This is a genomic window from Actinomadura fibrosa (assembly GCF_900659615.1).
Classification (GTDB): Bacteria; Actinomycetota; Actinomycetes; order Streptosporangiales; family Streptosporangiaceae; genus Spirillospora; species Spirillospora fibrosa.
Window position 1 is genome coordinate 91,115 of record NZ_CAACUY010000005.1, and the last position, 13,595, is coordinate 104,709.

9 protein-coding genes and 1 riboswitch are annotated in these 13,595 nt (G+C 73.2%); of the genes, 4 read left to right on the plus strand and 5 right to left on the minus strand.

What is annotated here, in order from left to right:
- Positions 1-9: 9 nt before the first annotated feature.
- The gene (locus tag E1300_RS03765) at positions 10-570 is read left to right on the plus strand and encodes a GNAT family N-acetyltransferase (RefSeq protein ID WP_131755444.1); all 561 of its coding nucleotides are present in this window, start codon (positions 10-12) and stop codon (positions 568-570) included.
- Positions 571-585: 15 nt separating this feature from the next.
- Here E1300_RS03765 and E1300_RS03770 read toward each other — a convergent pair whose 3' ends face one another.
- Positions 586-1,569 (minus strand): helix-turn-helix transcriptional regulator, encoded by a 984-nt coding sequence (locus E1300_RS03770; protein ID WP_131755445.1) that lies wholly within the window; start codon positions 1,567-1,569, stop codon positions 586-588.
- A gap of 115 nt (positions 1,570-1,684) precedes the next feature.
- Between E1300_RS03770 and E1300_RS03775 the strand changes: the two genes are divergently transcribed.
- On the plus strand, positions 1,685-2,425 hold the full coding sequence (locus tag E1300_RS03775) for an alpha/beta fold hydrolase (protein WP_131755446.1): 741 nt from the start codon (positions 1,685-1,687) through the stop codon (positions 2,423-2,425).
- Between the two features lie 6 nt (positions 2,426-2,431).
- Here E1300_RS03775 and E1300_RS03780 read toward each other — a convergent pair whose 3' ends face one another.
- The gene (locus E1300_RS03780) at positions 2,432-3,730 is read right to left on the minus strand and encodes a cytochrome P450 (RefSeq protein ID WP_131755447.1); all 1,299 of its coding nucleotides are present in this window, start codon (positions 3,728-3,730) and stop codon (positions 2,432-2,434) included.
- Between the two features lie 236 nt (positions 3,731-3,966).
- On the opposite strand from E1300_RS03780, the gene E1300_RS03785 reads away from it, so the two are divergent.
- Positions 3,967-5,001: an alpha/beta hydrolase gene (locus E1300_RS03785; protein ID WP_131755448.1), complete on the plus strand. Its 1,035-nt coding sequence runs from the start codon at positions 3,967-3,969 to the stop codon at positions 4,999-5,001.
- A gap of 177 nt (positions 5,002-5,178) precedes the next feature.
- Here the strand turns inward: E1300_RS03785 and E1300_RS03790 are convergent, their stop codons facing one another.
- The 3 genes from E1300_RS03790 to E1300_RS03800 form a co-directional block, all read right to left on the minus strand.
- Positions 5,179-7,044 (minus strand): glycoside hydrolase family 3 protein, encoded by a 1,866-nt coding sequence (locus tag E1300_RS03790; protein WP_131755449.1) that lies wholly within the window; start codon positions 7,042-7,044, stop codon positions 5,179-5,181.
- 87 nt (positions 7,045-7,131) lie between these two features.
- Entirely contained in the window at positions 7,132-8,358 is a 1,227-nt protein-coding gene (locus tag E1300_RS03795) for an AI-2E family transporter (RefSeq protein WP_131755450.1), read from the minus strand.
- Positions 8,359-8,471: 113 nt separating this feature from the next.
- A complete protein-coding gene (locus tag E1300_RS03800; RefSeq protein WP_131755451.1) occupies positions 8,472-9,656 on the minus strand; it encodes a hypothetical protein in 1,185 nt (394 codons plus the stop codon).
- A gap of 180 nt (positions 9,657-9,836) precedes the next feature.
- A riboswitch (S-adenosyl-L-homocysteine riboswitch) is annotated at positions 9,837-9,924 on the plus strand.
- Positions 9,925-9,939: 15 nt separating this feature from the next.
- Here E1300_RS03800 and metH point away from each other — a divergent pair.
- Positions 9,940-13,575, plus strand: coding sequence for a methionine synthase (gene metH / locus E1300_RS03805; protein ID WP_131755452.1), 3,636 nt, complete (start codon positions 9,940-9,942; stop codon positions 13,573-13,575).
- Positions 13,576-13,595: the final 20 nt, after the last annotated feature.

The following is a 13,595-nucleotide window of genomic DNA, read 5'->3' on the forward strand; positions in this document are numbered from 1 at the left end:
GATCATCGTGTGCTGCGTCCCACGTACCCCATCGAGACCGAGCGGCTGACCCTCCGGCCGTTCGGCGAGGACGACCTGGACGGCCTCTACGCCTACCAGTCGCTCCCGGAGGTGGCGCGCTTCCTGTACTGGGAACCCCGCGACCTGGAGGAGTCCAGGTCGTTCCTCAAGCAGAAGATGAGCGCGTCCACCGTCGAGAAGGAGGGCGACTGGCTGGTGCTCGCCGTCGTCTGGCGCGAGACCGGGGCGCTGATCGGCGAGGTCAACCTCCAGTGGCGCAGCCGGGAGCACCGCCAAGGGGAGATCGGCTTCATCCTCAACCCGGCCTACCACGGCCGGGGGTTCGCCACCGAGGCGGCCGAGGTCGTGCTGCGGCTCGGCTTCGAGGGCCTCGACCTGCACCGCGTGGTGGGACGGCTCGACGGCCGCAACAACGCCTCGGCGCGCGTCCTGAAGCGGCTGGGGATGCGGCGCGAGGCCCATCTGCGGGAGAACGAGCTGGTCAAGGGCGAGTGGACGGACGAGATCGTCTACGCCATGCTCCAGGACGAGTGGCGCGCCCGCGGCTGAGCCCCGCGCGCCAGGTCAGCCCGACGCCGGACCGGGTGGCCGGTCGGTCGCCGGACGTGCGGCTTGGGCGTCCAGGGCGGCGGCGAGGTCGCGGACGTGGGCGCGCAGCTCGTCAGGGCGGCGGATGACGAACGGCCAGCCGAGTCCGGCGAGCATGCGGGCCATCCCGTCCAGTCGCTCGGCGCGGGTGGTCATGACCACCCCCCCGGCGTCCCCGGTGAGCGTGGCGGTCGAGGCGGGGATGCGGCGGCGCGCCTCGGCGAGGGTGGTCTCCAGCAGGACCTCGACCTCGTGGGCGTACGGGACGCGGGCCAGTGACCGGGTGACCTGCTGGACGGGGTCGATGCCCTCGGGGACCTCGTAAGTGCCGGTGCCCGGTTCGGCCGACTCGACGCGGTCCACCCGGAAGGTGCGGACCTCGCCGCTGCGGTGGTCGTGGCCCGTGACGTACCAGCGGCCGGAGTGGAAGACCAGGCCGTAGGGGTCCAGGTCCCGTTCGCTGGGCTCGCCCTGCCAGGAGCGGTAGCGCAGGCGGACGCGGCGCCGCTCGCGGGTGGCGGCGGCGAGGGTGAGCAGGGCCTCGGTGGCGGGCGCGGCGGCGTCGCGCGCGGCGAGGGTGAACCCGAGCGTCTCCTCCAGAGCGTGGACCCTCTCGCGGAGCGCGGCGGGCAGGACGCGGCGCACCTTGGCAAGGGCGCTTTCGGTCCCCTGCCCCGGCAGCCCGATCCGCCGCCCGCCGAGCAGGCCGAGGACGACGGCGGTGGCCTCGTCGTCGGTGAGCATCAGCGGCGGGAGCTTGTAGCCGGGCATCAGCCGGTAGCCGCCGTGGCGTCCGCGCTCGGCGGCGACGGGGATGCCGAGCTCGCCGAGCCGCGCGGCGTACCGGCGGACGGTCCGCTCGTCCACGCCGAGGCGCCGGGCCAGGTCGGCCCCGGTCATGCGGTGGCCAGCCTGGAGCAGCTCCAGCATGGCCAGGACGCGGGTCGTGGGATGTGACACAGGCCACTCGCTTAATCCGGGCGGGTTCCGTCCGGTATCGATCCTACGGTGGAGGCACGGCTCCGCGGGAGGCATCGGCCCGCGGGGCACCACGATCACGAGGAAGGACGCTGCCATGGCGACGTTCGTACTGGTCCCCGGTTTCTGGCTCGGCGGCTGGGCCTGGGACGAGGTGGCGGCCGAACTGCGGTCCGCGGGGCACGAGGCGCACGCCGTGACGCTCCCGGGCCTGGCGGAGCGGGCGGACGAGGCGAACCCGGGAATCACCCTGGACACCCACATCGAGGACATCGTCCGGCTCGTCGAGGACGGCGGGCTGCGCGACGTCGTCCTCGTCGCGCACAGCGGCGCGAACATGGCGGTGACGGGCGCGGCCGACCGGATCCCGGAGCGGGTCGCGCGGGTCGTCTACGTCGACAGCGGTCCGATGCCCTCGGGCCTCGCGGGCATCGACTTCCACGACCCGGAGGCGCGCGCCGCGCTGGAGAAGCAGGTCGAGACCGAGGGCGGGGGCTGGCTGATCCCGGTGCCGCCGTTCGACCCGGAGGCCGACCCGGTGAACCTCGCCGGGCTCAGCGCCGGGCACCTCGCGGCGCTCCGCGAGCGCGGGACGCCGCAGCCGTTCGCGGTGGCGGCGCAGCCGCTCGGCCGGCCGGAGCCGCTGCCCGACGTGCCGCGGACGCTGATCCTGTCCACGATCCCGCTCGCGGCGGTGCGGCGAATGGCCGAGAGCGGGAACCCGGTGTTCGCGGCGATGGCCGGGCCGGGATGGACCCACCACGAGCTGCCCACCGGCCACTGGCCGATGCTCTCCAAGCCGCGGGAGCTGGCGGAGCTGCTGGCGCGCTCCGCCTGAGCGCGGTCAGGGGGCGGTGAAGGTGCAGGGCAGGCGCTTGTAGCCGTTGATGAAGCTGGACATCAGCCGGTCGGGCTCGCCGGCGGCGCGGATGTCGGGGACGCGGGAGAACAGCTCGCGGAACATCACGGTGATCTCGCGGCGGGCGAGGTTGGCGCCGAGGCAGAAGTGCGGGCCGGGCCCGCCGAAGCCGACGTGCGGGTTCGGCGAACGGGTGATGTCGAAGACGTCCGGGTCGGTGAAGACGCTCTCGTCGCGGTTGGCGGAGTTGTAGAACAGGATCACCTTGTCGCCCTTGGCGTAGGCGTGCCCGTTCATCTCGTAGTCGCGGGTCAGGTTGCGGCGGAAGCAGATCACCGGGGTGGAGTAGCGGACGATCTCCTCGACGGCGCCCGCGATGCGCCCGTCGAAGTCCTCCAGCAGGAGCTCGCGCTGGTCGGGGTTGTCGGTGAACAGCTTGAGGCCGTGGGCGATCGCGGTGCGGGTCGTCTCGTTCCCGGCGACGACGAGCAGCAGGAAGAACGTCCCGAACTCGCGGGTGGTCAGCTTCTCGCCGTCCACGTTGGCGTTGACGAGCGCGGAGGTCAGGTCGCCGGTCGGCGCGGTGACGCGCTCCTTGCCGAGCTTGGCGGCGATCACGTGCAGCTCCCGGCCGGCGCGCGCGACCTTCGCCAGGCCGAGGCCGGTGCGGAGCCGTCCCATGTCGGGGGTGATGCCGGTGTACTCGGCGTCGGAGTTGCCGAGCACGATGTTGGTCAGCCGGACGACGCGCGGGTAGAGCTCGGCGGGGATGCCGAGCATGTCGCAGATGACCTCCACCGGGAGGCGGAGCGCGACGCGCTCGACGAAGTCCGGGCGGTCCGCTCCCCCGGCCGCGATCAGCTCGTCGACGATGCGGGCGGCGCGGGCCTGGATGTCGTCCTCGGTCTTGGCGAGCATCCGCGGGCTGAACGCGCGGGAGACGATCCGCCGGATCTTGGCGTGCCGGGGGTCGTCCATGTTGATCATCGAGTTGACGTACCGGTCGAGCCAGCCGGGCGAGTCGACGACGCTGGTGGCGTTGGGCTCGCTGCTGAACACCTCCGGGTTGCGGCTGGCCTCGGTCACGTCGGCGTGGCGCACCAGCGCCCAGTAGCCCGTGCCCCGCCCGGTGAAGGGGATCGCCGGGTCGGCGAAGAACCGCGGCGCCCCCGCGGCGCGCAGCTCGGCGAACGCCGCCGCGCGCTCCTCCAGCGGGCGGCCCCAGAACCGCAGGTCGCTCAGGTCGATGCCGCCCGTCGGGGCGTCCGCGTCCCGGACCGTCATCGCCGCCTCCTCGCGCTCGGATCGTTCCCATGCTCAAGTAACCGATCGATTACCGTCAATGGACGGGTGTGCCGTGTGATCCAGGACACGTCCGGAGCGTTACACGATCACTCACTTCCCGACAGTACGGAATCACTTTCTTGTCATCCCCCTTCGTAGATCATTTGGCCGCGTTCCACGACACTCGGCGGCAGTCGCGCGGCCACGGGGGTCGGGCAGTTCCGCGAGGTGACCTTATGACACCCTCTGTCCGCCGCCGGGCACTCCCGGTCGTCCGCTGGCGCCGCTCGGTGACCGCCGGCACGATCGTCTCCGCCCTCGCGCTCTCCGCCGCGGCGGTGAGCACCGGCACCGCGCACGCCGCGGCGCCGGTCAAGGCGGACGACGGCGCCACGATCACCGCCGAGACCAAGATCGCCGCGAACGAGGTCGACATCACGATCGACTCCCCGGCGCTCGGCAAGTCGGTCAAGACGCGCATCCTGCTGCCCAAGGGCTGGCAGCGCGGCGCAAAGACGACCTGGCCGGTGCTGTACGCCTTCCACGGCGGCCAGGACAACTACACGTCCTGGACGAAGAACACCGACATCGAGGCGTGGGCGGCGAAGTACAACGCCATCGTCGTCATGCCGGAGGGCGCGGACGGCTCGTACACCGACTGGTACAACTACGGCAAGGGCGGCACTCCCAAGTGGGAGACCTTCCACACCGCCGAGGTGCGCCAGCTGCTGGAGCGCAACTACGGCGCGGGCGCGGTCCGCGCGGCGATCGGCAACTCCTCGGGCGGCGAGGGCGCCATCGGGTACGCCGCGCGGCACCCGGGGATGTTCAAGTACGCGGCGTCCCTGAGCGGGATCCTGTCGATGCGCTCGCCGGGCATACCCGCGATGCTGATGTTCCTGAACGCCGGCAACGGGCAGGACCCGTTCGCCATCTGGGGCATCCCGTACGCCGACGACGCCAACTGGGCGGCGCACGACCCGGCGGCGCTCGCCGAGAAGCTGCGCGGCACCGGCCTGTTCTTCTCGGCCGGGACGACCGGCAGGCCCGGCCCCGGCGACCCGGACGTGGCGCCCTGGGACATCGGCCTGCTGAGCGAGATCGCCGTCGGCGCGAACAACAAGGACTTCAAGAAGCGGCTGGACGAGCTGAAGATCCCGTACACGGCGCACATCTACGGCGACGGCCGGCACAACTGGCCCGCGTGGATCCGCGAGGCGAGCGGCATCTGGCCGACGCTGATGAAGTCGATCGGCGCCAAGCAGGTCTGATCTGCGGGCAGGTCTGACCGGCGGGCGGGTCCGGCCCGCGCCGGCCTGACACGGACGAACCCGGCCCGGTTCCGGAGCGGCTGCGGCTGTCGCTCCGGAACCGGGCCGCCGCATGTGCGGGGCCGGTACGGCCCCCCCGGTACGGTCCCCCGAGACGGCCCCGAGGAGCCGGAGGCGTCAGCGACGGTAGCCGAGCCCGTGACCGAAGGGGTAGAGGGCGGTGCCGGGCTCGTCGCTGGCGGGGATGGCGACCGGCAGCCGTCCGCGCGGGTTCAGCTCGCCGAACAGGACCTTGACCGCCGAGCGCAGCGCCTCGGCGGTGTAGGAGTAGGTGGCCAGGTAGGTGCGGGCCTCGGTGAAGTAGGCGATGTCGTAGGGGTCGCGGGCCGCGATGACGACGACGGGCTTGCCGGTGGCGACGAGCGCCTTGACGAGGTTCGCCTGCCCGGGCCCCTGGTGCGGGGGCTCGGTCTGGACGTCCCAGGCGCGGTTGGTGACGGCGACGACGAGGTCCTGCTCGCGGGCGGCGGCCACGGCCTGGTCGATGCGGGCCTGGGCCGGGCTGAGGCCCGTCTCCCGGACGGTCGTGGTGGCACCGCGCTTGGCGATCTCGGCGGCGAGGGTGGCGGTGGTGGTGACGCCCCAGCCGGTGACGAGGACGTTGCGGGCGCCGGGGCGCAGCGGCAGCACGCCGGCGTCGTTCCTGACGAGTGTGGTGGTGCGGTCGGCGGCGCGCTGCGCGGCGGCGAGGTGGGCGGGGGTGCCGACGACCCGGTCGATCGCGGACTCGTCGGCGTAGGGGTCGCGGAACAGGCCGCGCCGCTTCTTCAGCTCCAGGATCCGGTAGACGGACGCGTCGATGCGGCTCTCGGTGAGCTCGCCGCTCCTCACGGCGCCGACGACGGCGGCGAGCTGGCGGGCGAACACGCCGTTGCCGGACGCGTCGGCGGGCGGCTTGAGCAGCACGTCCACGCCCGCCTTGAGCGCGAGGACGGGAATGCGCTCGTCGCCGTACTTGTCGCGGACGCCCTGCATGTCGAGCGCGTCGGTGACGACGACGCCGCGGTAGTGGAGCCGGTCGCGCAGGATGCCGGTGATGATCGGCCGCGAGAGGGTCGCCGGGTCCTCGGACGGGTCCAGCGCCGGGACGATGATGTGCGCGGTCATGATCGAGTCGGCGCCGCGGGCGATCGCGGCGCGGAACGGCGGCAGGTCGAGCCGCTCCCACTCCTCGCGGGTGTGGCCGATGCGCGGGACGCCGGTGTGGCTGTCGGTGGTGGTGTCGCCGTGCCCGGGGAAGTGCTTGACGGTCGCGGTGACGTTCCCGGCGCGGTAGCCGTCGAGCTGCGCGGTCACCATGCGGGACACCAGGCCCGGGTCGGACCCGAAGGAGCGGACGCCGATGACCGGGTTGGCGGGGTTGACGTTGACGTCGGCGTCCGGCGCGTAGTCCTGGTTGACGCCGATGGCGCGGAGCTCCTGCCCGGTGATGCGGGCGAGGGCCTTCGCGTCGCCGGTGCGGCGTCCCGCGGCGAGGGCCATGCTGCCCGCCGACTGGGTCGCGGGCGGCTGGACGCGGGCGACGATGCCGCCCTCCTGGTCGATGGCGATCGTCGCGGGGACCGGGACGCGCTGGGCCGTCGCCGCGCGCTGGACGCCGTTGGAGAACGCGGCGAGCTGCCGTGGGCTCTCGACGTTGGCGGGGCTCGCGGAGTAGTAGATGAACCCGCCCGGGTGGTAGCGGGCCACGACCTGCGCGGCGTTGTCCACGCCGTACAGCCTGCGGTTGGCGGCGACGTCGGCGGGATCGGCGGTGTCGGCGCTCTTGCCGTGGACCTGGAGCACGAACAGCTGCGCGGCCTTCTCCTCCAGCGTCATCGAGCGCAGGACGCGCAGCAGCGCCGGGTCCTTCCCCGGTGCGGCGCCGCCGGGCGCGGCGGAGGCGCCGGGGGCGCCGAGCGCGGTCACGGCGAGGACCCCGGCGGCGAGGCCGCCGGCGAGGCCGGTGAGGCGCCCGCGGCGGCGCGTGCGGGATCGGTACATGTCGGCTCCCTCCGCCCCCGAGCGGCCCGTGAGAAATGATCAAGCACTGCTGGCACGCTAACCCGGCGCGACGTCCCCGTCCACCGGTCAGCGGCGGGGCCTGCGGAAGAGGCGGCGGAGGCGGGCGCCCGGCCGGGGGCGGGCGGGGTCGGGCGCGGTGAGGGGGTGCTCCTCGACGTCGTAGCGGCGGACGTAGGCGCCGGCGAACGCCTGGACGCTCGCGCCGAGCGGCAGCGCCAGCAGCGCTCCGACGGGCCCGACGACGGCGGCGCCCGCGAGCACCAGGCCGAACGCGACGGCGGGGTGCATGTCCAGGGTCCGCGCGGTGATGCGCGGCTGGAGCAGGTAGTTCTCCAGCTGCTGATAGGCGGTGATGAACAGCAGCATCCACAGCGCGGTCGAGGGAGCCTCGGTCAGCGCGATCAGCACCGGCACCGCGCCCGCGAGATAGGTGCCGACGGCGGGGATGAACTGCGACACCACCCCCACCCACACGGCGAGGGTGAGCGCGTAGGGGACGCCGAGGCCGGCCATGGCGATGTAGTGCGCCACCGCGGAGATCACCGCGAGCAGCGCGCGCGAGTAGATGTAGCCGCCGGTCTTCTCGATGGCGATCTCCCAGGCCCACAACGCCACGCGCTGGCGGTGCGGCGGCAGCACCGAGCAGACCGTCCGGCGGAACCGCGGGCCCTCCGCGGACAGGTAGAAGGTGAACAGCAGCACGCCGAGGAACTTGAAGACCACTTCCAGCGCGGTGGCACCGATGCCCCAGACGTTGCCCGCGAGCGCGGACAGGTGCCTCGACAGCTGGTCGGTGACGGTCGGCAGCCGCTGGAACAGCGTGTCCCGCGACAGGCGGGTCCCGAACGTCCCGTTGACCCAGTCGATGGACTGGCGGACGTACTCGGGGAACCCGGCGATGAGGTGGGTGGTCTGGGTGGCCAGCAGCGAGCCGATCCCGCCGACGAACCCGCCGACCAGCAGGGCGATCACCACGAACATCAGGCCGGTGGCGAGGCCGCGCCGCCAGCCGCGCGCGGCCAGCCAGTTGACGGCGGGCTCGATCGCGAACGCCAGGAACAGCGAGATGAGCAGCAACAGCAGCAGCTCGCGCAGCCGCTCGGCCAGCCACAGCCCGACCACGAACAGCAGGACGGTGGCGCCGGCCAGCAGGAACGCCCTGGGAAGCCAGGGCGGCATCCGCCGCGGATCGGGCCGCCCGTCCGCGGCCGCCACCGCGGCTCCGCCGCCCTCGCCGCCGTCTCCCCGGCCGTCCTCCCGGCCGCTCCCGGCGTCGTGGGGCGTCTGCGGCATGTCCGCACGCTAACCGCGCCGACCGGCCGCGCCCGTCCGTCGGGCCACTCCCCTGCCGAACCTTTGCCGAGCCCATGCCGCCGCACCGCAGGAGGGGCGTCCGGCAGAGCCGATCAGTTCGCGGGCGGCGAGGCGGACAGGACCGCGCCGCGCTCGTCGTCCATGCCCGCGACGAGGAACCGCCCGGTGCCCGGCACGCGCGCGAAGGCACGGACCTCGAACGTGCCGAAACGGGGAGCGCGGACGGCGGCCCGGGTCCAGGCGCCCGCGGGGGTCCGGTAGGCGAGGGCGGACTCGTAGGCGTTGACGTCGAGGGAGCCGATGAGCCAGACGCCGCCGTCCGCGTCGGTCACGGGCGCGGCGGCCTCGTTCAGCCGTCCCGCCTTGGTCGTGACGTTCTCGGCCGTCCAGCGCGAACCCGCCGGATCCCCGCGCAGGAGGTAGGACGACAGGACCGGCCCGACCGCGCCCCGTGGCCCGGCAGGCCCGCCGTTCGGCTCGGCGGGCGGGGCGTCCTGGCCGCTCGGGATCGAGCGCGGCGGCTCGTCGCCGGTGACCTCGGCCGTGAGCCAGACGCCGCGCGCGGTCGCGGTGACCTGCATGAGCTGGTGCCGTCCGCCGGGCGGCAGAGCGCGGCCCAGCGACACGGGGCGCCACCGGGCGCCGTCGTGGTGGAACAGCCGCTGGTCGAACGAGATGGCCCAGACGTCGCGGGCCGACCGGGCGCTGACCTCGGTCGGCGGGAAGGGCAGGGCGGCTCGCGACCATCCGGCGGCGGTCCGGGTCCATGCCACGCCGTGGGCGGGCCCCGTGACGCCGTAGACGCGGACGTCCTGCGGGGAGAGCACCTCGATGTCGGTCACGCTGAAGCCGGGAAGGCGCCGATCGACCGTCCAGCGGGCGCCGTCCCAGTGCAGGACGGTCGCACCGGAACCGGAGCCGCCACCGGTCACCGCCCACACGTCGGACGCCGAGGACGCTCCGGCCGCGAGGACGGCGCCGACGCGTCCGCCCGACGGGTCCGACCTCGTCCAGTCGCGGCCGTTCCAGTGCCAGGCCGCGGGCCAACCGGCCGCGTCCTCGGGGCGGCGCCCGCCGAACACCCAGACGTCGTCGGGTCCAAGGGCCACGATGCGGGGGTCGGTCCGCACGGCCGTGTCCTCGAACGCGGTCGTCCACGTGACGCCGGGACGCGTCCGTGCGACCCCGGCGGCGGCCGGGCCTCCTCCCTTCTGCTCCCCGCAGCCCGCCGCGAGGAGGAGCAGCGTGGCCCAAGCGGTCAGTGATCGGAATCTCATGACATCCTCCTAGTGGAACGATCGGTTCATCGTGGCGGCGTGGGGCGGCGGCGCGGATGAGTACGCGCACCTAGACGGCCCGCGGCCGGGTACTCATCCGGGGCGCGGCGGCGGGGCGCGGTCGCGGCGATCGCGGTGGAAACCGACGGCCACCCCGGCGGGCACGGTAAGATCAGGCCTCAAGCCGAGAGGCGCTGCAACGGGCCGCCGGGACTCGCCGGCCCGCCACGCTCGGCCTGGATGACGGAAACAAGGGCGCCTCCCGAGCAGAGGGAGGTGTCGGATGCAGGAAGCACAGGCCGTCCGGGAGTCGCGCGAGGAGCGCACGCGGAAGCTGCGGGCCGTCCTGGACGAGCGGATCGCGGTGCTCGACGGCGCGTGGGGCACGATGCTCCAGGGCGCCGACCTCAAGCCCGAGGACTACCGGGGCGACCGGTTCGCCGACCACCCGATGGACGTCACCGGCGACCCCGACCTGCTGAACCTCACCCGCCCGGACGTCATCCTCGACGTGCACCGGCAGTACCTGGCGGCGGGCGCCGACATCACCACCACCAACACCTTCACCGCCACGAGCATCGCGCAGGCCGACTACGGCCTCCAGGAGTACGTGCGCGAGATGAACCTGGCGGGCGCGCGGCTGGCGCGGCAGGCCGCCGACGAGGCCGGCGGCAGGTTCGTCGCCGGGTCCGTCGGGCCGCTGAACGTGACGCTGTCGCTGTCGCCCCGGGTCGAGGACCCGTCCTACCGCGCCGTCACCTTCGACCAGGTCAAAGCCGCGTACGCGGAGCAGATCGAGGCGCTCGCCGAGGGCGGCGTCGACCTGCTGCTGATCGAGACGATCTTCGACACGCTGAACGTGAAGGCCGCGATCTCCGCCGCCCGGGAGGTCGCGCCGGACCTGCCGCTGTGGATCTCGGTGACGATCGTCGACCTGTCCGGCCGGACGCTGTCGGGGCAGACCGTCGAGGCGTTCTGGAACTCGGTGAAGCACGCCGACCCGCTGGTCGTCGGCGTGAACTGCTCGCTGGGCGCCACCGAGATGCGCCCGCACGTGGAGGAGCTGGCCCGGCTGGCCGGCACCTACACCGCCTCGCACCCGAACGCCGGGCTGCCCAACGCGTTCGGCGGCTACGACCAGACCCCGCAGGAGACCGGGCGGCTGCTCGGCGACTTCGCGTCCGAGGGCCTGGTCAACATCGCGGGCGGCTGCTGCGGGACGTCCCCCGAGCACATCGCGAAGATCGCCGAGGCCGTCGCCGGGAAGGCGCCGCGCACCGTCGCCGACCCGCCGAAGCGCAGCCGGTTCTCCGGGCTGGAGACGTTCGAGATCGGCCCCGACACCGGCTTCGTCATGATCGGCGAGCGGACCAACGTCACCGGCTCCGCGCGGTTCCGCAAGCTGATCGAGGCCGGGGACTTCGCCGCGGCCGCCGAGGTGGCGCTGGAGCAGGTCCGCGGCGGCGCGAACCTCCTCGACGTCAACATGGACGCCGACCTGCTCGACAGCGAGCAGGCCATGACGTCCTTCCTCAACCTCATCGCGACCGAGCCGGAGATCGCCCGCATCCCGGTCATGATCGACAGCTCGCGGTGGAGCGTGCTGGAGGCCGGGCTCAAGTGCGTGCAGGGCAACGGCGTGGTCAACTCCATCAGCCTCAAGGAGGGCGAGGAGCAGTTCCTCGAACAGGCCCGCAAGGTCCGGAGCTTCGGCGCCGGGGTCGTCGTGATGGCCTTCGACGAGCAGGGCCAGGCCGAGACCGCCGACCGCAAGGTCGAGATATGCGGCCGCGCCTACGACCTGCTGACCCAGCAAGCGGGGTTCGCGCCCGAGGACATCATCTTCGACCCGAACGTGCTGGCCGTCGCGACCGGCATGAGCGAGCACAACGGTTACGCCAAAGAGTTCATCGAGGCGCTGCCGCGGATCAAGGAGCGCTGCCCGGGTGCGCTGACCTCCGGCGGCATCTCCAACCTGTCGTTCGCGTTCCGCGGCAACAACGTCGTCCGCGAGGCGATGCACTCGGCGTTCCTGCTGCACGCCGTCCGCGCGGGCCTCGACATGGGCATCGTCAACGCCGGGCAGCTCGCCGTCTACGCCGACATCCCCGCGGACCTGCTGGAGCACGTCGAGGACGTCCTGTTCGACCGCCGCGAGGACGCCACCGACCGGCTCATCGAGTTCGCGCGGACGGTGTCGGGCAGCGGCACCAAGCGCGAGGTCGACCTGTCCTGGCGCGAGCAGCCCGTCGAGGAGCGCCTCGCGCACGCCCTCGTCCACGGCATCACCGACTTCGTCGAGGACGACACCGAGGAGGCCCGGCAGGCCGCCGCGCGCCCGCTCGACGTGATCGAGGGCCCGCTGATGGACGGCATGAAGATCGTCGGCGACCTGTTCGGCTCCGGCAAGATGTTCCTGCCGCAGGTCGTCAAGAGCGCCCGCGTGATGAAGCGGTCGGTGGCCTACCTCGAACCGTTCATGGAGGCCGAGAAGGAGCAGGCCCGCCTGGAGGGCCGCCTCGACACCCGCCGCGGCCAGGGCAAGGTCGTGCTGGCGACGGTGAAGGGCGACGTCCACGACATCGGCAAGAACATCGTCGGGGTCGTCCTCGGCTGCAACAACTACGAGGTCGTCGACCTCGGCGTCATGGTCCCCGCCGGGAAGATCCTCGACACGGCCGTGGCGGAGGGCGCCGACGCCGTCGGGCTGTCCGGGCTGATCACCCCGTCGCTGGACGAGATGGTCGCGGTCGCCGCCGAGATGGACCGGCGCGGGCTGAAGATGCCGCTGCTCATCGGCGGCGCCACCACGTCCCGGCAGCACACGGCGGTGCGGATCGCGCCCGCCTACGCGAACACGGTCGTGCACGTCCTGGACGCGTCCCGGGTCGTCGGCGTCGTGTCGGACCTGCTGGACCCCGACCGGGCCGGCGTCCTCGACACCGCCAACCGGGCGGAGCAGGAGGCGCTGCGCGAGGCGCACGAGAACCGCCGCCAGCAGCCGATGCTCACCCTGGAGCAGGCCCGCGCGAACGCCGAGCGCCCCTCGTTCGACGAGCTGCCCGTCCCGGAGTTCACCGGCCTGAAGACCGTCACGCCGTCCCTCACCGAGCTCCGCGAGATGATCGACTGGCAGTTCTTCTTCCTCGCCTGGGAGCTGAAGGGCAAGTTCCCGGCGATCCTGGACCAGCCCGTCGCCCGCGAGCTGTACGACGACGGCCAGGTGCTGCTCGACCAGATCATCGCCGACGGCTCGCTGCGCGCCGAGGGCGTCTACGGGTTCTGGCCGGCGCACTCCGAGGGCGACGACCTCGTGCTGGACGACGGCACCCGGATCCCGATGCTGCGCCAGCAGACGGCGAAGCCCGACGGGCGCCCGAACCGCTGCCTCGCCGACTTCGTGGCCCCGTCCGGCGACCACCTCGGCGGGTTCGCGGTGGCCGTGCACGGCGCCGACGAGCTGGCCGCCGCCTACGAGGCGGAGCACGACGACTACCGCGCCATCATGGTGAAGGCCCTCGCGGACCGGCTCGCCGAGGCGTTCGCCGAGTTCGTCCACCTCGAAGCCCGCCGCGCCTGGTTCGAGCCGGACGCCAAGCCCGAGCTGGAGGACCTGCACGCCGAGCGGTTCCGCGGCATCCGCCCGGCGCTCGGCTACCCGGCCTGCCCCGACCACAGCCGCAAGCGGATCCTGTTCGACCTGCTCGGCGCGGACGCGCACGGCATGGCCCTCACCGAGTCGTTCGCGACGACCCCGGCGGCGGCCGTCAGCGGCCTGATCTTCGCGCACCCCGACGCGCGGTACTTCACCGTCGGACGTCTCGGCCGCGACCAGATCGAGGACTACGCGGCCCGTGCCGGGATGACCGTCGAGGAGACCGAGCGCTGGCTGCGCCCGAACCTGTCCTACGAGCCCTGATCCGCCGGGCGCCCCGCGCC

Coding starts and splice junctions, on each gene's coding strand:
- E1300_RS03775 (WP_131755446.1), top strand. CDS start 1,685: ATGGCGACGTTCGTACTGGTCCCCGGTTTCTGGCTCGGCGGCTGGGCC.
- E1300_RS03780 (WP_131755447.1), bottom strand. CDS start 3,730: ATGACGGTCCGGGACGCGGACGCCCCGACGGGCGGCATCGACCTGAGC.
- E1300_RS03785 (WP_131755448.1), top strand. CDS start 3,967: ATGACACCCTCTGTCCGCCGCCGGGCACTCCCGGTCGTCCGCTGGCGC.
- E1300_RS03790 (WP_131755449.1), bottom strand. CDS start 7,044: ATGTACCGATCCCGCACGCGCCGCCGCGGGCGCCTCACCGGCCTCGCC.
- E1300_RS03795 (WP_131755450.1), bottom strand. CDS start 8,358: ATGCCGCAGACGCCCCACGACGCCGGGAGCGGCCGGGAGGACGGCCGG.
- E1300_RS03800 (WP_131755451.1), bottom strand. CDS start 9,656: ATGAGATTCCGATCACTGACCGCTTGGGCCACGCTGCTCCTCCTCGCG.
- metH (WP_131755452.1), top strand. CDS start 9,940: ATGCAGGAAGCACAGGCCGTCCGGGAGTCGCGCGAGGAGCGCACGCGG.